The sequence below is a fragment of the Pseudomonas sp. MOIL14HWK12:I2 genome, from assembly GCF_000510745.1.
Classification (GTDB): Bacteria; Pseudomonadota; Gammaproteobacteria; order Pseudomonadales; family Pseudomonadaceae; genus Chryseomonas; species Chryseomonas oryzihabitans.
Genome location: NZ_AZOA01000003.1, coordinates 61,353 through 78,935, shown reverse-complemented (window position 1 = coordinate 78,935; position 17,583 = coordinate 61,353). Strand labels below are relative to the sequence as shown.

20 protein-coding genes are annotated in these 17,583 nt (G+C 64.7%); 7 read left to right on the top strand and 13 right to left on the bottom strand.

Annotated features, from left to right (window positions below; translation table 11 throughout):
* Positions 1 to 19: 19 nt before the first annotated feature.
* The 4 genes from PSK12I2_RS0100365 to PSK12I2_RS24445 all read left to right on the top strand — a co-directional run bounded on the left by PSK12I2_RS0100365 (position 20) and on the right by PSK12I2_RS24445 (position 3,344).
* On the top strand, positions 20 to 922 hold the full coding sequence (locus PSK12I2_RS0100365; protein ID WP_027596856.1) for an HlyD family secretion protein: 903 nt from the start codon (positions 20 to 22) through the stop codon (positions 920 to 922).
* A 96-nt stretch (positions 923 to 1,018) separates the two neighbouring features.
* On the top strand, positions 1,019 to 1,330 hold the full coding sequence (locus PSK12I2_RS0100360) for a DUF485 domain-containing protein (protein ID WP_007159095.1): 312 nt from the start codon (positions 1,019 to 1,021) through the stop codon (positions 1,328 to 1,330).
* Entirely contained in the window at positions 1,327 to 2,982 is a 1,656-nt protein-coding gene (locus PSK12I2_RS0100355; protein WP_037007448.1) for a cation acetate symporter, read from the top strand. Before PSK12I2_RS0100360 ends, PSK12I2_RS0100355 begins: the two co-directional genes overlap by 4 nt.
* 203 nt (positions 2,983 to 3,185) lie before the next feature.
* Positions 3,186 to 3,344: a DUF3309 family protein gene (locus PSK12I2_RS24445; RefSeq protein WP_007159093.1), complete on the top strand. Its 159-nt coding sequence runs from the start codon at positions 3,186 to 3,188 to the stop codon at positions 3,342 to 3,344.
* A gap of 159 nt (positions 3,345 to 3,503) precedes the next feature.
* On the opposite strand, the gene dacB is transcribed toward PSK12I2_RS24445, so the two are convergent.
* From dacB to PSK12I2_RS0100330, 4 genes are all read right to left on the bottom strand, one after another.
* A complete protein-coding gene (gene dacB, locus PSK12I2_RS0100345) occupies positions 3,504 to 4,967 on the bottom strand; it encodes a D-alanyl-D-alanine carboxypeptidase/D-alanyl-D-alanine-endopeptidase (protein ID WP_007159092.1) in 1,464 nt (487 codons plus the stop codon).
* Between the two features lie 168 nt (positions 4,968 to 5,135).
* Positions 5,136 to 5,285, bottom strand: a complete 150-nt coding sequence (locus PSK12I2_RS24995; RefSeq protein WP_007159091.1) for a hypothetical protein — start codon at positions 5,283 to 5,285, stop codon at positions 5,136 to 5,138.
* Between the two features lie 26 nt (positions 5,286 to 5,311).
* Positions 5,312 to 5,968 carry a hypothetical protein gene (locus PSK12I2_RS0100335; protein ID WP_027596854.1) on the bottom strand — a complete coding sequence of 219 codons (657 nt, stop codon included), beginning with the start codon at positions 5,966 to 5,968 and terminating at the stop codon, positions 5,312 to 5,314.
* A 105-nt stretch (positions 5,969 to 6,073) separates the two neighbouring features.
* Positions 6,074 to 6,283 (bottom strand): cold-shock protein, encoded by a 210-nt coding sequence (locus PSK12I2_RS0100330; RefSeq protein ID WP_007159089.1) that lies wholly within the window; start codon positions 6,281 to 6,283, stop codon positions 6,074 to 6,076.
* 515 nt (positions 6,284 to 6,798) lie between these two features.
* Between PSK12I2_RS0100330 and PSK12I2_RS0100325 the strand changes: the two genes are divergently transcribed.
* Together PSK12I2_RS0100325 and PSK12I2_RS0100320 are read left to right on the top strand one after the other, a co-directional pair.
* Positions 6,799 to 7,068 (top strand): hypothetical protein, encoded by a 270-nt coding sequence (locus PSK12I2_RS0100325; protein ID WP_231500969.1) that lies wholly within the window; start codon positions 6,799 to 6,801, stop codon positions 7,066 to 7,068.
* A gap of 280 nt (positions 7,069 to 7,348) precedes the next feature.
* Positions 7,349 to 8,200: a S1 RNA-binding domain-containing protein gene (locus PSK12I2_RS0100320; protein WP_007159087.1), complete on the top strand. Its 852-nt coding sequence runs from the start codon at positions 7,349 to 7,351 to the stop codon at positions 8,198 to 8,200.
* Here PSK12I2_RS0100320 and PSK12I2_RS0100315 read toward each other — a convergent pair.
* The 6 genes from PSK12I2_RS0100315 to PSK12I2_RS23505 form a co-directional block, all read right to left on the bottom strand.
* Positions 8,154 to 10,775 (bottom strand): ligase-associated DNA damage response DEXH box helicase, encoded by a 2,622-nt coding sequence (locus tag PSK12I2_RS0100315; RefSeq protein ID WP_027596853.1) that lies wholly within the window; start codon positions 10,773 to 10,775, stop codon positions 8,154 to 8,156. The genes PSK12I2_RS0100320 and PSK12I2_RS0100315 overlap by 47 nt on opposite strands.
* Positions 10,776 to 10,786: 11 nt before the next feature.
* Positions 10,787 to 12,118, bottom strand: coding sequence for a deoxyguanosinetriphosphate triphosphohydrolase (locus tag PSK12I2_RS0100310; protein WP_027596852.1), 1,332 nt, complete (start codon positions 12,116 to 12,118; stop codon positions 10,787 to 10,789).
* A gap of 94 nt (positions 12,119 to 12,212) precedes the next feature.
* A complete protein-coding gene (locus PSK12I2_RS0100305; RefSeq protein WP_027596851.1) occupies positions 12,213 to 13,391 on the bottom strand; it encodes an EAL domain-containing protein in 1,179 nt (392 codons plus the stop codon).
* Positions 13,392 to 13,482: 91 nt separating this feature from the next.
* Positions 13,483 to 13,830, bottom strand: a complete 348-nt coding sequence (locus PSK12I2_RS0100300) for a hypothetical protein (RefSeq protein ID WP_027596850.1) — start codon at positions 13,828 to 13,830, stop codon at positions 13,483 to 13,485.
* On the bottom strand, positions 13,827 to 14,219 hold the full coding sequence (locus PSK12I2_RS0100295; RefSeq protein WP_037007225.1) for a phage holin family protein: 393 nt from the start codon (positions 14,217 to 14,219) through the stop codon (positions 13,827 to 13,829). The genes PSK12I2_RS0100300 and PSK12I2_RS0100295 overlap by 4 nt, the downstream gene beginning before the upstream one ends.
* A 15-nt stretch (positions 14,220 to 14,234) precedes the next feature.
* On the bottom strand, positions 14,235 to 14,630 hold the full coding sequence (locus tag PSK12I2_RS23505) for a YqjD family protein (RefSeq protein WP_037007227.1): 396 nt from the start codon (positions 14,628 to 14,630) through the stop codon (positions 14,235 to 14,237).
* Between the two features lie 352 nt (positions 14,631 to 14,982).
* Here PSK12I2_RS23505 and PSK12I2_RS0100285 point away from each other — a divergent pair, with 352 nt between their 5' ends.
* Positions 14,983 to 15,270: a DUF3509 domain-containing protein gene (locus tag PSK12I2_RS0100285; RefSeq protein WP_007159080.1), complete on the top strand. Its 288-nt coding sequence runs from the start codon at positions 14,983 to 14,985 to the stop codon at positions 15,268 to 15,270.
* Between the two features lie 125 nt (positions 15,271 to 15,395).
* Here the strand turns inward: PSK12I2_RS0100285 and PSK12I2_RS0100280 are convergent, their stop codons facing one another.
* The 3 genes from PSK12I2_RS0100280 to rfbD form a co-directional block, all read right to left on the bottom strand.
* Positions 15,396 to 15,833, bottom strand: coding sequence for a hypothetical protein (locus PSK12I2_RS0100280; RefSeq protein WP_027596848.1), 438 nt, complete (start codon positions 15,831 to 15,833; stop codon positions 15,396 to 15,398).
* A 15-nt stretch (positions 15,834 to 15,848) separates the two neighbouring features.
* Complete coding sequence (locus PSK12I2_RS0100275) at positions 15,849 to 16,130, bottom strand: DUF3509 domain-containing protein (protein WP_007159078.1); 282 nt, start codon at positions 16,128 to 16,130, stop codon at positions 15,849 to 15,851.
* A 97-nt stretch (positions 16,131 to 16,227) separates the two neighbouring features.
* Positions 16,228 to 17,109, bottom strand: coding sequence for a dTDP-4-dehydrorhamnose reductase (gene rfbD / locus PSK12I2_RS0100270; protein WP_027596847.1), 882 nt, complete (start codon positions 17,107 to 17,109; stop codon positions 16,228 to 16,230).
* Between the last annotated feature and the right edge of the window lie 474 nt (positions 17,110 to 17,583).

The following is a 17,583-nucleotide window of genomic DNA, read 5'->3' as shown; positions in this document are numbered from 1 at the left end:
CAAGAGGATCGACAAGGCGATGCACAAGACCCTGCGTGTGGCGATAACCCTGATCGTGGTACTACTCGCCATCCTGGCCGGCACCTGGCTGTGGCACTTCTATCTCTATACGCCCTGGACGCGCGATGCGCGGGTGCGCGCCGATGTGGTGGTGGTCGCGCCCGACGTATCGGGCTGGGTGACGCGCCTGGCGGTGGTGGACAACCAGCTGGTGAAGCCCGGCGATCTGCTCCTGCAGATCGATCAGCAGCGCTACCAGGCCAACCTCGCCCATGCCAAGGCGGTGGCCGAGACGCGCCAGCAGCAGCTGCGCCTGCGTGAGAGCGAGGCCGCCCGGCGCCAACGGCTGGGCACCAGCGCCATCAGCGCCGAGGATCGCGAGACCGCCCAGGTCAACGTGGCGGTCGCCCGCAGCCAGTACCAGGAAGCCCTGAGCGATGTGAACCTGGCCCAGATCAACCTGGATCGCAGCCGGGTGCTGGCGCCGCGGGAAGGGCGGATCACCAACCTCAGATTCGCCGAGGGCAACTATGTGCAGACCGGCCAGGCGGTGATGGCCCTGGTGGATACCCGCTCCTTCTATGTCATGGCCTATTTCGAAGAGACCAAGATTCCCCACATCCACCCCGGCGATGCGGTACGGGTGCGCCTGATGAACCAGGCGGCGCCCTTGCAGGGGCGGGTGGCGAGCATCAGCAGCGGCATCACCGATCGCAACGCCGCCAGCGATACCCAGTTGCTGGCCAACGTCGAGCCGACCTTCAACTGGGTGCGCCTGGCGCAGCGCATCCCGGTGCGCATTGAGCTGCTGGACGTCCCCGCGGATATCCACCTCAGCGCGGGGATGACGGCAAGCGTTTCGGTGCTCGATGGCGAGGGTCACCACCCGCTGCAGGGCTGGCGTCGGCTCTGGGATTACTGAGGTCTGGAGGGGTACGACTAAAGTCGTCTGGAAGCCTTACCGGGCGGGCCTAGAGTAGAGCTCGACGCTCCCGTCATGCTGTAAGGAACAACAATAATGAATGACAGCACCTACCGGCGGATTGAAGCCAGTCCGCGTTTCCAAGAACTGGTGACCAAGCGCGGGCGCTTCGCCTGGACGCTTTCCGCCATCATGCTCGGACTCTATTCCGCCTTCATCCTCCTGATCGCCTTCGCTCCCAAGGTTCTCGCGACCCGTATCCATGCGGAAACCGCCATGACCTGGGGCATTCCCCTGGGCGTCGGTCTGATCCTTTCGGCCTTCATCCTGACCGGCATCTATGTGCGCCGGGCCAATGGCGAGTTCGATCGGCTCAACGCGGAAATTCTCCGGGAGGTGCAGCCATGAGACGTCTTTCCCTCGCGGCCGGGCTACTGGCACTCTCGCCTTCGCTGTGGGCGGCCGATGCCATCAGCGGCGCGGTCCAGCGCCAACCCCTGAACGTCTCCGCCATCCTGATGTTCGTCGCCTTCGTCGGTGCCACCCTTGGCATCACCTACTGGGCTTCCAAGCGTAACCGCTCCGCCGCCGACTACTACGCCGCCGGTGGCCGCATCACCGGGTTCCAGAATGGCCTGGCCATCGCTGGCGACTACATGTCGGCCGCCTCCTTCCTGGGCATTTCCGCCCTGGTGTTCACCTCCGGCTACGACGGCCTGATCTACTCCATCGGCTTCCTGGTGGGCTGGCCGATCATCCTGTTCCTGATCGCCGAGCGCCTGCGCAACCTCGGCAAGTACACCTTCGCCGACGTGGCCTCCTATCGCCTCAAGCAGAAGGACATCCGGACCCTGTCCGCCTGCGGCTCGCTGGTGGTGGTCGCCCTCTATCTGATTGCCCAGATGGTCGGTGCCGGCAAGCTGATCCAGCTGCTGTTCGGCCTGGACTACACCCTGGCCGTGGTGCTGGTGGGTATCCTCATGGTGCTCTACGTCCTCTTCGGCGGCATGCTGGCCACCACCTGGGTACAGATCATCAAGGCGGTGCTGCTGCTGTCGGGCGCCAGCTTCATGGCCTTCATGGTGATGAAGCACGTCGGCTTCGACTTCAATCGCCTGTTCGCCGAAGCCATCGCCGTGCATCCCAAGGGTGAAGCCATCATGAGCCCCGGTGGTCTGGTGAAGGATCCGATCTCGGCCTTCTCCCTGGGTCTGGCGCTGATGTTCGGCACCGCCGGCCTGCCGCACATCCTGATGCGCTTCTTCACCGTCAGTGACGCCAAGGAAGCGCGCAAGAGCGTCTTCTACGCCACCGGCTTCATCGGCTACTTCTACATCCTGACCTTCATCATCGGCTTTGGCGCCATCCTGCTGGTCAGCACCAATCCGGCCTTCAAGGACGCCGCCGGCGCCCTACTGGGCGGCAACAACATGGCGGCGGTGCACCTGGCCAACGCCGTGGGCGGCAGCATCTTCCTCGGTTTCATCTCGGCGGTGGCCTTCGCCACCATTCTGGCGGTGGTCGCCGGTCTCACCCTGGCCGGTGCCTCGGCGGTCTCCCACGACCTCTACGCCAGCGTGATCAAGAAGGGCAAGGCCAACGAGAAGGACGAGATCCGCGTCTCCAAGATGACCACCGTGGCGCTGGGCGTGGTCGCCATCGCCCTGGGCATCCTCTTCGAGAAGCAGAACATCGCCTTCATGGTGGGCCTGGCCTTCTCCATCGCGGCCAGCTGCAACTTCCCCATCCTGCTGCTCTCGATGTACTGGAAGCGTCTGACCACGCGAGGCGCCATGATCGGTGGCTGGCTCGGCCTGATCACCGCGGTGGCCCTGATGGTGCTTGGCCCGACCATCTGGGTGACCATCCTCGGTCATGCCAAGCCGATCTACCCCTATGAATACCCGGCGCTGTTCTCCATCGCCGTGGCCTTCATCGGCATCTGGTTCTTCTCCATCACCGACAAGTCGGCGGCTGCCGAAGAGGAGCGGGCACGCTTCTATCCGCAGTTCGTGAGATCCCAGACCGGCCTGGGTGCCAGTGGCGCTGTGGCCCACTGACAGCCAGCTGCGACAAGACCAAGCCCGGATCTCTGATCCGGGCTTTTTCGTGCGCTGTCACCTGGGAGGCGGCGAGGGCGGGCAGGGTTAGCTGACGACGTCGGGATTTTCCGCCGCTGGCGCAGGTCCATGGAATAAGCCCGTCGCTTCGTATCATCCTGTTACGGCGGCGGTCGACCCTTGGCATTCATGGAGAATGGCAGATGACTCTCTCGACCATCCTGGTTCTGGTGCTGCTGGTCCTGCTCATCGGCGGACTTCCGGTATTTCCGCATTCGCGCAGCTGGGGCTATGGCCCGTCCGGCATCGTGGGCGCCATTCTGGTCGTCCTGCTGGTACTGCTGCTGCTGGGCATGATCTAGGCCCTGACGGTCGCCTGAAAATGCCCCACAAAGGTGCGTTGGACAAAGTTCTTGCCCAATGCGGTGCAGCGCGGTAACGTCGGCTTTCCGGCCTGCCTTGCCGAGTGCTGTAAACAAAACCGGCGTCTGCGTGAGCAGACGCCGGTTTTGTTTTGCGCGTCAGTTGGCGACCGCGCCGTCCTGGCGGCTGCGCAGATAGAGGTCCAGCACCACCTCGTCGAGGATCGACGAAGCGCCCCAGGGGCGGCTGCTGTTGAGGATGGCGACCACCACCCAGTTGCGCGCATTGGCATCCCGGACGAAGCCCGCCAGGGCCCGTACGTTGTTCAGGGTGCCGGTCTTCATGTGCGCCTGACCGGTGAGCGGCGAATTCTTCATGCGCTTGCGCAGGGTGCCGTCCATGCCCGCCAGCGGCAGCGAAGAGATGAATTCCGGGCCGTAGGGACTCTGCCAGGCGGCGCGCAGGATCTCGGCCATCTCCCGGGCACTGACCCGCTCGGTGCGCGACAGGCCCGAGCCGTTCTCCATGATCAGGTGACTGGCATTGATGCCCTTGCGCGCCAGCCACGAGCGGATGACCCGCAGCGCCGCCTTGCTGTCGTCCGCATCCGCCGAGGTGCGGAATTGCGCCCCGATGGAGAGGAACAGCTGCTGGGCCATGGTGTTGTTGCTGTACTTGTTGATGTCGCGAATGATCTCGACCACATCGGGCGAGAAGGCCCGCGCCAGCACCTCGGCATTGCGCGGCACGCTGCCCTCGCGGGTACGGCCCTTGATGCTGCCGCCCAGTTCCTGCCAGATGGCCCGCACCGCGCCGGCGGTATAGGCCGGGTGGTCGAGCAGCGACAGATAGCTCTGGGCGTTGCAGCCGTCCGGCAGCTGGCCACTGACCACCAGGCTGGTACTGCCATCCGCCTGGGGCACCGGATTGAAGCGCACCTCCGGCCAGGCCGGGCAACCGCTCTTGCCGGTGGCGCGCATCTGGTTGTCGATGTTGACGTTGGTCAGCGGCGGATCCATGGAGACGCTGACCCGGCCATCGGCCGAGCGCACCACCATGCGCACCGACTTGAGATTGACCAGCAGCGAATCCGGACCGACCAGGAAAGTCTTGTTCTCGTCTTCGCCGTCGTCGTTGAAGGCCGGCAGATTGGGCTTCACGAAGCGACCGCGATCCAGCACCAGGTCACCGGTGACTTCCAGCACGCCATTCGCGCGCAGGTCACGCATGAGCAGCCACAGCCGCTCCATGTTCAGCTTGGGATCGCCACCGCCCTTGAGATAGAGGTTGCCGTTGAGGATGCCGTCCTTGAGGGTGCCGTCGGTATAGAACTCGGTCTTCCACTGGTAGGTGGGACCCAGCAGTTCCAGGGCGGCAAAGGTGGTGATCAGCTTCATGGTCGACGCCGGATTCACCGAGACGTCGGCATTGTAATAGTCGTTCTCGCCCGGGCCATCGAGGGGCAGCATCACCAGCGACAGGTCGCTGCCGGGGATCTTGTTGGTCTGCATCGCCTTTTCGATTCGCGGCGGCAGGTAGGAGGTATCGGCACTGACGGGCAGGGAAAAGCCCAGGGCGCAGCAGCTCAGCAGCAGGCCCAGAGATCGGAAGGTCTTTCGCATCGGGACACACACCTTGGCAGGGTACCGGCCTAGTTGAAGAGAAAAGGGGCCGATAGACGTCGGAGTGTGGGCATTATGCAGTAAGGAGGGAGGGGCGAGCCAACCCCGCGGGGCAGGGCGCAGATAAAGAAACGACCGCCGTGGCGGTCGTTTCCGGAAAGGTCGGGATCAGTTGTAGCCCGTGGCGTCCTTGGTGCGGTCCGGACTGTTGGGCGAAGGGGGATTGCGCCCGTCGTCGGTCTTGGCGTGTTCGGTGCGCAGGGGCTTTTCGTCCTTGGGCAGTTCGCGTTCGTCGGCTTTGCGCTTTTCTTCGGCCATGGGATCCTCGTCTACGTGATTGCCGGTCAAGGTGTGACCGGTGCAGGCGTTTCGCCGTTCCCCTGGGGCGAGGAGTGGTCGGCGAAGGCGCCGGCGCTCTGCAGCTGGCGCAGGGCGTCGCCGAGCTGGCGGGCGAAGGTTTCCTCGATGGCGGTCCCGGCCTGATGGCTGGCGGCCAGGGGCAGGAACCAGACCCCCATCCAGGTGCGTACCGAACTGGCATTGCGCACCCGGGTGGACGGATCGCTACCGGGTGCGATCCATTCGGCGGTCAGCACATAGTCGTCCTTGGCGGTACCCGGGACGAGAAAGAAGGTGGCGCCGGTGATCAGGCCACTGGCGATGGCGGCGGCGTAGGAGGTGCTGTTGTAGAGCTTGAGGCGCAGCAGGGCGTCGTCGGGCCTGCCGGGCTCCGGCACCAGGGTGATGCGGTCGAACAGATTGGAGCGTTCCAGGACCTCGCGCAGCCGGGGCTTCAGGCCTTCGCGGGCGACGGCGATCGACGTCGCGTCCTTGGCGTCCTCGACAGTGCCGCGATAGAAGTTGAATTCCACCAGCACATTGGGCCGCTGCGGTTGCTCGCTCAGGGGCGCGCGGAACGGCTGGGAAGAGAGTTCATCGCCGGGAAAGGCGGCGCAACCGGCGAGCAGGAGCAGGCAGAGCAGGGCAGCGAAGGTTTTCACGAGACGCACCTCATCCCTAAGTGGCGATAGCAGAGGCTGGCGGGGCCAACGTCCGCGCAAAAAAAAGCCCAACCGGGGGTTGGGCTTTTTCGAGAAGGCGGGTGATTAGATCACCTGCACCTCATCGGCCTGCAGGCCTTTCTGGCCTTGCACGACCAGGAAGGAAACAGCCTGGCCTTCTTGCAGGCTCTTGAAGCCGTTACCCTGAATGGAGCGGTAGTGAACGAACACGTCCGGGCCGCTCTGGGGGGTGATGAAGCCGAAGCCTTTCTCGTCGTTGAACCACTTGACGGTGCCAGTTTGGCGAGTAGACATGGATTTCTCCTTGAATAAGATGACGTTGTTGTCCGCGAAGGACGACAGTTTTGAAACGAGGAGAAACCCATGCCGCGAAAGCTGGCCCTGATGTACTCCAGGTTCTCGACAGGTCAGCCGCTCCGTGGAGACAGCCTCACCTGACAGCGAAGGATGGTCTCAGACTGGCTTGCGCAAAACAAGACCTTTGAGCAGCTCGATGTTGACTTTACCGACCATGGTCGAAGTGCGGGCTGAAGCGGGCGAACGGTGGTTGAAGGGGGGAGGCGTGGCGCGCTCTGGCACCGGGACCGGTCGATTGTGGCAAAGGCACCGTGCTGAATCGTTTCCCGGGCACGAAAGGGGCGCCGCGCGAAGCGCTGGGCAGCACCCGGCAGGCGCACGTTCATGGGCGCGTTCAGTCTCTTCGGCCAGTGGTAGCGAAACGGTGATGGCCTGCGCAATAAGGATAATGGCCTGGTGCTATTATCTTGTTCGAATCATTACCCCGGACCGCAACGGTCCAAGGACTTACCGTGAAAAATGGGCTTGAAAGCGCAGGACGCGCCTTGGGCCACGGACTCGCCGGATACCGGGTCGAGCTCCGTCGCCTGAACCTCAATGAAATTCTCGTAGCCGTCTACCACGCCCACCAGTCGATCAAGCTGACCCAGCGCATCGTGACCAATGAACAGGCGACCAATCCGTTCTTGCTGAATGCGGTGGTGGCCGCCATGCGGGTCGAGGCTGACACCGTGGGTCTGTTCATCGAGATTCCCCTCGCCGACGACTGCCTTACCGCCTGAGTCGGACGCTTGCCAGAGGCGAGCCAAAGCGATCACCAGGCATCGCCTTCAAGACGCCCGCCGCCTCCACCTGCCGTGAGGCGTTCCTCCTCAAACAGCCTGGTCAGGTCTCCCGCACGGCAGTGTGCCGAGCGGTGGGGGCAAGGCCGATCGGGTCAAGATTCGCACTCACCCTGCTGCCAGCCACGCCTCGTGACCGTTCAGCGACGAAGGGTCGCGACCAAGCGGTGACTCTGCTGATCGCGGTAAAATGCACCGCTTTCTACAGGAGTCTCCACTCATGGCCTTGCTGGGTCGCTTCAACAGCTTGCAGATTTTGCGCAACACCCCCATCGGTCTGTTCCTGGATGCCGGCAATGACGGCGAGGTGCTGCTGCCGCGCCGCTATGCGCCTCGCGACGAACCCTGCGCCGAGGGCGACTGGCTCAACGTCTTCCTCTACTTGGACAGCGAAGACCGCCTGATCGCCACCACCGAGAAGCCGAAGGTGCAGGTCGGCGGCTTCGCCAGTCTGCGCGTGGTGGAGGTCGGCCGGGTGGGGATCTTCCTCGACTGGGGCCTGCCCAAGGACCTGCTGCTGCCGCATTCGGAGGAGAAGCGTCCGCTGCAGGTGGGCGATCATTGCGTGGTGCATGTGCACCTGGATGCCCGGACCCGGCGGATCGTTGCCACCGCGCGCCTGGATCGCTACCTGGATCGTGAACCGCCACGCTACAAGGTAGGTCAGCCGGTACCCCTGCTGGTGGTCGAGCGGACCGACCTGGGCTACAAGGTGATCGTCGACAACAAGCACTGGGGCCTGGTGCATCGCAACGAGGCCTTCAAGCCGCTGCGCCTGGGGCAGCGGGAGCGGGGCTTCATTCGCGAGGTGCGGGCGGACGGCAAGATCAGCCTGACCCTACAGCCCCAGGGAGCTGCCGCCGGAAGCGATCTCGCCGAACAGATCATCGGCCTGGCCAAGGCACGCGGTGGGGTTCTGGAACTCAGCGACAGCAGTCCGCCGGCGCTGATCCATCAGCTGTTTGGTGTCAGCAAGGGCAACTTCAAGAAGGCCATCGGCCATCTCTATCGCCAGGGGCGGATCGTTATCGAGGACGACCGGATTTCTGTACGCGAGGACGCCGCTGGCTAGCGCCGCGCCGCGGGGTCAGATCGCTGTCGTGGCTGGGCTGCACCAGGGACTCGGGGTCGAAGGCGCGCGCCCGCTCGTCCGGCCCGGCTTCGCGCTCCAGATCGCCGACCAGGCGGGTTATGCGGTCGGCCAGCTTTTCGGAACTCAGACTCTCGCGCAACCGCTCGACCATGAGCGGCAGGGCGAAGGGTGAGGGATGGTCCAGGACCACCAGGCGCAGCGGCAGGGCGCCGGTGCGGACCAGCGTCTGCTGCAGGCGATCGGCATCGAGCTCCTGACGCAGGACCTCAGTCTGGGCCTGGCCGAGCAGCAGGTTGTCCGGATCGTATTGGCGAAACACCTGGTAGAAGAGGCTGCTGCTGGCCTGTAGCTGGCGATTGCTCTTGTGCGCCCCCGGATAGCCGGAAAAGATCAGCCCGGAGATACGCGCGATCTCGCGAAAGCGGCGCTGGGCGAGTTCGGCGGCATTGAGGCTGGCCAGGGTGTCGCTGACCAGGTTGTCGGTGGTGAAGAGACTGGCATCGAGCAGCGCCTGCCAGTCCAGGCTGACCGGCGAGACCAGCTCCAGGCCGTAGTCGTTGACGGCGATGGAAAAGGTGCAGGGCCGCCGCTGCGCCAGCCGCCAGGCCAGCAGGCTGGCCAGCCCCAGATGGGCGTGACGGCCGGCGAAGGGGTAGAGGAACAGGTGCGAGCCTTCGCGGGATTCCAGCGTCTCGGCGAGCAGGTAGTGGGCGCTCGGTAGCGCCGACCACTGGCGCTGCACGTCCAGCAGCGGTTGCAGCAGGCGCATCTCCGGGCTTTCGTAGCGCTGCGCCTCGGCATCTTCCAGCAGCGCCAGGACGTGCTTGGCCAGGGTGTCCGAAAGCGGCATGCGACTGCCGCTCCAGCGCGGGATGGCGGCCTTGCGCCCCGTGGCGCGGCGCACGTACACCGTCATGTTTTCCACCCGCACCAGCTCCAGGGTGCGCCCGGCGAAGAGAAAGTGATCGCCGGGCCGCAGGCGGGCGATGAAGCCTTCTTCGATGTTGCCCAGCCGATTGCCACCGCCGCCCTTGGACCAGAACTGCACATTGAGGCTGGTCTCGCTGACGATGGTGCCGATGCCCAGTCGATGCCGCTTGGCCAACTGCTTGTCGGGGACGCGCCAGATGCCCTCGGCGTCGGGCTCGGCGCGGCGATAGTCCGGGTAGGCCGACAGCGAGGCGCCGCCGTTGCGCACGAAGGCCAGGGCCCAGATCCACTCGCCCTCGCTGAGGTCGCGATAGGCCCAGGCGCTGCGGATCTCCGGCAGCAGGTCATCCGGCTCGAAGCCGCCGCCCAGAGCGACGGTCACCAGGTGCTGCACCAGGACATCCAGGGGCTTGACCGGGGCGGTGCGCGCTTCGATCTCGCCCGCGGTGATGGCGCGGCGGGTGGCCGCCGCATCCAGTAGGTCGAGGCTGTAGGTGGGTACCAGGGTGGCACGCGAGGCACGGCCCGGGGCATGGCCGCTGCGGCCGGCGCGCTGCAGCAGGCGGGCGATGCTCTTGGGCGAGCCGATCTGCAGCACCCGCTCCACCGGCAGGAAGTCCACCCCGAGGTCGAGGCTGGAGGTGCAGATCACCGCCTTGAGCTGACCATTCTTGAGACCGCCTTCCACCCACTCACGGGCCTGTTTCTCGATGGAGCCATGGTGCAGGGCGATCAGGCCGGCCCAGTCCGGGCGCGCCTGCAGCAGGGCCTGGTACCAGAGTTCGGTCTGGGCGCGGGTGTTGGTGAAGACCAGGGTGGTGGGGCTGTCCTCCAATTCGCGGATCACCTGCTGCAGCAGGCGCATGCCCAGGTGCCCGGCCCAGGCGAAGCGCTCGACGCCGCCTTCGGGCAGCAGCGTATCCACCTGCAGGCGCTTGTCCTGGCGCCCCTGGACAAGATGGCCCGGGGCGCCGGCCAGCAGCACATCCAGCGCATGGGCCTGGTTGCCGAGGGTGGCCGACAGGCCCCAGGTCTGCAATCCGGGATTCCAGCGGCGCAGGCGGGCCAGGGCCAGTTGCGTCTGGGTGCCACGCTTGTTGCCGAGTAATTCGTGCCACTCATCGATGACCACCAGCCGAACCTGGCCCAGGGCCTCCTGGGCGTCTTCGCGGGACAGCAGCAGCGACAGGCTTTCGGGGGTGGTGACCAGCGCCGTCGGCAGGCGCCGATTCTGCCGCGCACGCTCGCTGCTGCCGGTGTCGCCGGTGCGCAGGCCCAGGGTCCACTCCAGTTCTTCGTCGAGTACCGGGCGCTCCAGGGCGCGCAGGGTGTCCGCCGCCAGGGCGCGCATGGGCGTCAGCCAGAGCACGGTGAGCGGCGGTGGTGCCTGCTTGCGCTTGCTGGGCAGGCCCTTGGCGGTGATCGGCTTGGGGGCGACGAGGGCGTCCAGGGCGGCCAGCCAGACGGCGTAGGTCTTGCCCGAACCCGTGGTGGCGTGCAGCAGGCCGGATTCGCCGGCGGCGATGGCCTTGGCCACCTCGCGCTGAAAGGGAAAGGCCTTCCAGCCCTGGGCGGCCAGCCAGCGACTGCCTGGGCCCTTGCGCGTGCGGGGTGCGGTGGCCATCGTGGCGCTCCTTAGACCGGGTTCGAACGCCCGGTCATCTCGGCCGCCATGGCGGTGGCGTAGCTGTCAGTCATGCCGGCGATGAAATCGATCACCCGCATGAAGGCCTGGTGCAGCGTCCAGGACGGATCGGGCGCGCTGTTGCCCAGCAGGTCGAGGATGCGGCGGCTCTTGAACGAGGGCTCGCGTCCGCGGTGCTGTTCCAGGGCGGCGCCGCAGAAGGCATTGAGCAGGATTTCCAGGGTGGTGTAGGCGCCGATCTCGTGCAGGGTCTTGCGCTTGTCGTGGAAGATCTTTTCCCGGGCCAGGGCCTTGGCGCGCTGCACGCAGAGCTTGGCCGGACCGGCCATGTGCTCGACCAGGTCATCGCCCAGGGTGCCGGCGAGCAGGGCGTCCTGCTGGTCGACGAAGGCGCGGGCGGTGGCATTGGTCAGGTGCTCAATGGCCTTGCCGCGCAGGATGGCCAGCTTGCGCCGCCGCGAATCCTTGGGGCCGAGCTGGCGATAGGTTTCCGGTAGGTCGTCGCCGACCAGGCCCAGCAGCAGGGCCTCGACCTCGGCATAGTCCAGCAACTCCATCTCCAGGCCGTCTTCCAGATCGATCAGGCCGTAGCAGATGTCGTCGGCGGCCTCCATGAGGTAGACCAGCGGATGCCGGGCCCAGCGCTCCGGGCCCAGCAGCGGAAGCTCGAGTTTCTCGGCGATCTGTTCCAGCAGCGGCAGCTCGCTCTGGTAGCAGCCGAACTTGTGCTTCTTGTAGCCGGGCGCCGCGGCATAGCGCGAGGTCCAGGGATACTTGAGGTAGGTGCCGAGGGTGGCGTAGGTCAGGCGGGTGCCGCCGTCGAACTGGTGGTATTCGAGCTGGGTCAGCACTCGGAAGCCCTGGGCATTGCCTTCGAAATGCAGGAAGTCCTGGCGCTCGGCCTCGCTCATGTCGTCCAGCCAGCCGCGGCCGGCGGCCTGGGTGAACCAGTAGCGGATGGCGTCTTCGCCGGAGTGGCCGAAGGGTGGGTTGCCGATGTCGTGGGCCAGGCAGGCGGATTGCACCACCATGCCGAGATCGCTCGGATCGCACCACTCGGGCAGGGCGCCCCTCAGACTCTCGCCCACGCGCATGCCCAGAGAGCGGCCGACGCAGCTGACTTCCAGGCTATGGGTCAGGCGGGTATGGATGTGATCGTTGCTGGTGACGGGGTGCACCTGGGTCTTGCGCCCCAACCGGCGGAAGGCGCCGGAAAAGATGATGCGATCGTGGTCCTTGTGAAAGGGGCTGCGCCCCAGTTCATCCGGGCTGTGCAGGGGTTTGCCCAGCCGTTCGCGGATAAGAAGTGTCTGCCAGTCCAAGGCCGTCCTCGAGCTATCACCGATAAGGGGAGCGCCGGCGGTAGCCGTTCGGCGCTTCTGCGTTCTGACCTCGGCAACATACGATCATCACCGCTCAGTTGGCAAAGCCCGGCAATTGGCTGGCGTCCAGGTCGATCAGCAGCAGGCGCTGACCGCTCTCCAGGAATTGGCTGGCGGTCAGGCAGTACTGGTTGGTGGTGGCATCGCGATAGACCGTCGAAAGCGCCAGGCGTCGCTCGTTCCAGCCTTCGGCCAGCAGGGCATAGAAGTAGGGTCGCCAGGACCAGTTGTGGTTGAGGTAGCGGCGATTCTCGCGCCAGAACATGCCGTTCCATTCCAGGTTGGGGGTGATCTGGGTGCCGGTGCGGTCGCACTGGTAGATGCGCAGTAGCCCGGGAAACGCCTGGGGATCGGGCAGGGCGCTCAGGGGGCCGCCGTGTTCCGCCCAGGGCCTGAGCTGGGTGACGAAGTCGGCCAGTTGCTGGCGCAGCTCCAGCAGCCGGGTCTGCTGGGCCAGCTTGCCATCGACAAAGCGGCTGCGCAGGGCGGCGAAGCGCTGCTGATGTCTGTCGCTGGCGCCCAGCTCGGCGGTGGCCTGAGCGAAGAGGAAGCCCTGCACATAGCGCGCACCGCACTCCAGGGCGAAGTCGAGTTCGGTCTCGGTCTCCACGCCCTCGGCGATCAGCCAGCACCCGGTCTTCTCGGCCATCTGCGCCAGGGCCTTGACCGCATCGCCACGGGTGCCACCCCGGGCCGCGGCCTGGAACAGGCGCATGTCCAGCTTGAGGATGTCCGGCTGCAGATCCAGCACCCGATCCAGTTGCGAATAGCCGGAACCGAAATCGTCGATGGCGATGCGGATGCCGAGTTCGCGATAGCGGGCGACGGCCTGGGTCAGGCTGGGCAGATCGCCAGCGGCCTCGGTGATCTCGTAGACGATTCGGCTCGGGGCGATGCCGGAGCGTTCCAGCTGCGCCAGGCTGGGCAATTCGGCGCCCCTTTCCAGCTGGCTGATCCAGCGCGGCGAGAGATTGAGGCTGAGAAACCAGTCATCCGGTGCGCTGGCAAAGCGCCGCAGCGCATCGTCCCGCAGCGTGCGGTCGAGGTGGAGCAGGTCCAGGGTTGGGGTGCCGGGATCGGCGAACAGGGGGCCGACGGAGGTGTGGCTGCCGTCATCCTGGCGCAGGCGCCCCAGGGCTTCGACGCCGGCGATGCGCCCGGTCGCGGTGTCGATGAAGGGTTGGAAGAAGGCGGTGGGGTGGCCGAAAAACACAGGGCATCCTTATCTTTTGAGTAGCGTTCGGCTTGACCATGCGATAAGGGTGCCAGATGACAGAATGGCTCCCGAGGGAGCCATTCTCTACCTAGCGCGGCGGTGGCAGCGGGTGTTCCGCCTGCCGTTGTTCACGATGGTGAGCCTGCAATCGGTTGACGATCGGGTAGAGGGCCAGACCGATGCGGGCCAGACGGCCCACCGCGCCCAGGCGTTTGCCGAACAACGACAGGAATACCGTGGCGCCGAGCATCAGCGGCTTCTTCGCCGAGCTGGCGACCTTGTCCCGATTGGGCCGCACCAGATCGCCGATGAGGCTGATGGGGTTGTGCAGGGGCTGGGCGTTGTAGATCAGCTGCTGGCGATACATCTCCATGCGCAGCCGGACCAGTTCCTTGCGCTTGGCCTGGCTGGTGGCAGAGGTAAGCGGCTGGTTCATGGCAGTAGGCGCTCCCGGTTGCGGTTGAGTTCTTCCAGGGTGGCATGGAAGGGCGCGGCGCCCTTGACCAGGCTCAGGGCCCGCAGGATGCAGATCGCCAGCGCCACGGCATAGAAGGCGCACAGGCCCAGAGTCGCGGCCATGCGATAGGTATCCCAGAAGGCGATGATGACCGCCGCCGAGACGCCGACCAGCACCAGCAAGCCGAAGATCAGGCTCAGGCCGGTAAAGAGGAACAGCTGGAAGGTCCGGACCTTCTCTTCCTGAACCTCGATGCCCAGCAGTTCCAGATGGCTCTGCAGTAGCCCTACCACCGCGCCGGCGAGACGCTTGACCGATGGCTTGGGCGCCTCGTCAGGCAGCTCCCGTGGAGGAGAGGAGGTGTCCATGGCAGTCCCCCAGGTTTAGCGGCGCGAGGCCAGCAGACCGATCAGGAAGCCGACGCCGGCAGCGATGCCCAGGGCCTTGAAGGGATTGTCGACCACGTACTCCTCGGTGGTCTCCTTGGCCGCGACGCCCTGGCGATAGAGATCGTCCTGCTTGGTCTTGAGGACGTCGCGGGAGCGTTCGAGGCTGGAACTCAACTTGGCGCGCAGCTCGTCCGCCTGCTCACCGGCCATGCTCGCGGTGTGCTTGAGCAGCTGCTCGGCGTCTGCCAGCAGGGTGTGAAATTCGTCGGTCAGTGCCTGCTCGGCCTCGCCCAGATGACGACGGACCCGGTCAGCGTTCTGCTTGTGTGCCTGCTCATCGATGTCAGCGGCAAGCTCGTCTTTGATCACGGGAGGGGTTTTGTCGGTCATGGCGCGCTCCTGGTAGGCGATGGGTATCCGTTTCAGCCCTTTCGAGTGAGCGCCTGGAGCAAAGGTTCCACCGGCCAGAGCCATCCCGGCACGAGCCAGGCGCCTCTATAAGGTGGCCAGGCATGGCACCCGAAACGCAGCCCAAGGCGGACGAATGGTCATACCTTTTCGATTCAGCCTCGCCAAAAGTTCCGTACCGAATACGGATTAGAAGAGCTGGCTCACAAAATCAGGCGCTAGCGCCATTGCTCGTCTTATTCAAGTAAGACGCAAGAACTTTGCTGTTTCTATCACTGTCAGTTGCGTCGTATTTGATCGTCCATGCACTTCTAGACAAATAAGAGGGGGAAGAATGGAAAACGCCATAGATAGACTGACTGCCGCTTTCAGTACTTATAAATGCTCGGTTACGGCGCCTCGCCCTGACGGCAGTATTGTGCTGACGGTGCAGGATCAGCAGTGTGACGATGCGCGAGTGAACCGGGTGGTCAGCGCCCGGCAACTGGGCGAGAGCCAGCTGTTGAAAACGGTGATCGACGAGGTTCGCAAGGACGTGTCGCTGCGGGCCGGTGCGCTGGCGCCGCAATCCATGGCGGTGCTGCGGGCCACGGGCGCCAACATGCTGAGATATTCCGAGTAACACCACGGCTTCAAAGCTTCAGCGCGAGACTTGCAGTACGGATGCCCTCGGCATTCGTTGGTCTCGGACGTTGAAGATTAAAAGATGGCAATCAAGTAGTTAGCGTTAATCCCGCAACGCCTTCGTCAGCTCTTGCACTTCAGCAGACGGCATCCCGCGCAGGGAAGTTGAGTCGCAGGCAGCTGGTACATGGGGCAGGCGACGTCCACCACTCCCCAGGACGGAAAGCCCTGTCCGGCCTGCACGGCAGCCAGCCGCGCATTGGCGATCACACCATTGAGCAGCTCTTCTTCCCGATACAGCGCCTGGCGCAAGGTCGGCGAGCGATAGAGGATGCGTCCGCACCTGTCCAGCAGGGTGAAGGAAAACCGTCCGGTACGATCCGGCAGGGTCGGCCAGACCTTGAGCGGTGCCAGCTGTTCGTCGAGACGGGCGCAGGTCAGCTGATACAGCGAGGTGGGCGCCGGCTGCCGCTCGGGCGCCGCCGTTTCCAGACTGTCGAGCAGCGGAGCGGCGTTCGCCGCCTGCAAGAGACGAGGGGTGGAGCCTTCCATGGTATGCATAGCGCGGATCCCTGCTCAGTTCGCGACGGTCAGACGGGGCGCACCGCCAGTGCCACCGGCCAGCAGGGCCGTGACGCCATGGCCCTCGTCGATGGCGATACCCAGCCGGATGCTGTCGATCAGGCGCGCGAGGCGGGTGTGGTCATGCAATTGCTGCTTGCTGATCAACCGCTTGACCTTGACGCCGCTATCGTCGGACAGCGTCAGGCTGACGCTGCCGTCGAGGCGTTCGATGCGGAAATTGACCCGAAAGTCTTGCTCGAAAGCCGCGGCGATGAGTTGGAAAGGGTTGTCCATGACGTACCTGACTGGCGTGAGCGGGGTCAGTGCCATTGACTTCCAGGGGCGGGGGTAGTTCTGGAGGAGATCCCAGAAGTATGACCGACGGCCCGTTTCAGCCGCTCACCTGAAGTTCGCGCTCGCTCCAGCACTGGGCGAAAGCCGCTTGCCAGTCGGGTAGCGGCTGCCCCAGCACCGCTGCCAGCTTTTCGGTGGACAGCCGCGAATTGATGGGGCGATGCGCCGGGGTAGGGTAGGAACTGCTGGGGATCGGATTGAGACGAGCCTTCAGCTGACCGGTCTCGCGCAGGCGCTGGGCGATCTGCTCGGCGAAGCCGAACCAGGAGGTGGTGCCGTTGGCCGTCAGGTGATAGGTGCCCCAGAGGCCATCGTCCTGGTTGCTGTGGGCCAGCAGGCGCTCGGTGGCGTCGGCGATGGTCCGGGTCCAGGTGGGTGCGCCGATCTGGTCGTCGACGATGTTCAGTTCGTCGCGCTCGCTGAGCAGCCGCACCATGGTGCGCAGGAAGTTGTTGCCCTGCCAGGAATAGACCCAGCTGGTGCGCAGGATGAGGTGGCGTTCGGCGTGTTCGCGCACGGCGTTCTCGCCAGCCAGTTTGGTCCGGCCATAGACATTGAGCGGACAGGTCGGATCCTCTTCCCGATACCGGCCTTCCCTGGTGCCATCGAAGACGTAGTCGGTGGAGTAGTGGACCATGGGGATGCCCAGCTGCTGCGCCGCCCGGGCGAAGACCTGGGGCACCCGCTCGTTGATCAGGGTCGCGGTCTCGGCGTCGCTCTCGGCGGCGTCCACGGCGGTATAGGCGGCGGCATTGATGATGACATCGGGCTTTGCGGCCAGGACGCGGTCATGGAGCGCGTCCAGCTGGGTGAAATCCACCTGGGCCCGGCCGATGACGGTTACCTGGGCCTTGGTGGCCAGCAGTTTTTGCAGCGCCTGAGAGAGTTGGCCGTGTTGACCGGCGATGAAGACGTTCATGTGACTGAGCTGATTCCAGAAGGGCTGGCGCGTCCATGCCTGATTGACAGGGTGGGCGTCGCCACGACAGCCCTGAGCAAAAGCAGGCAGTCTACCCGATGACCGGCAGAGGACAAGGCTAGCCTTTGGCCTGCCCTCTGTCCTGGCTGTCGGCTCTAGCCTGCGGGCTGCCTCTGGCTACCGCCCTCGGCAAGGTGGCGCAAAAATTTGTTTCACGAATACTTGACAATTGTGCGACGGCTGACAGGTCTCCGTTGGTCATTTTCATCCGGAGTTGTGCACAAGTTGTGCTAGCGCTTGTCAAGCCCTCTTTCGCCCGGAGTTTTGTCTGCCGGAAATCCTGCTTTTAAATTAAGTTGTTGATTATGTTGAACTTATTAAAGTGATTAAAAAATGATCAACTTGTTTGAGGAGCCCGCAGAGCAAGGCTCCGGGTTCTTTTCCACCATGTTTTCAACAAAGTTATCAACAGAA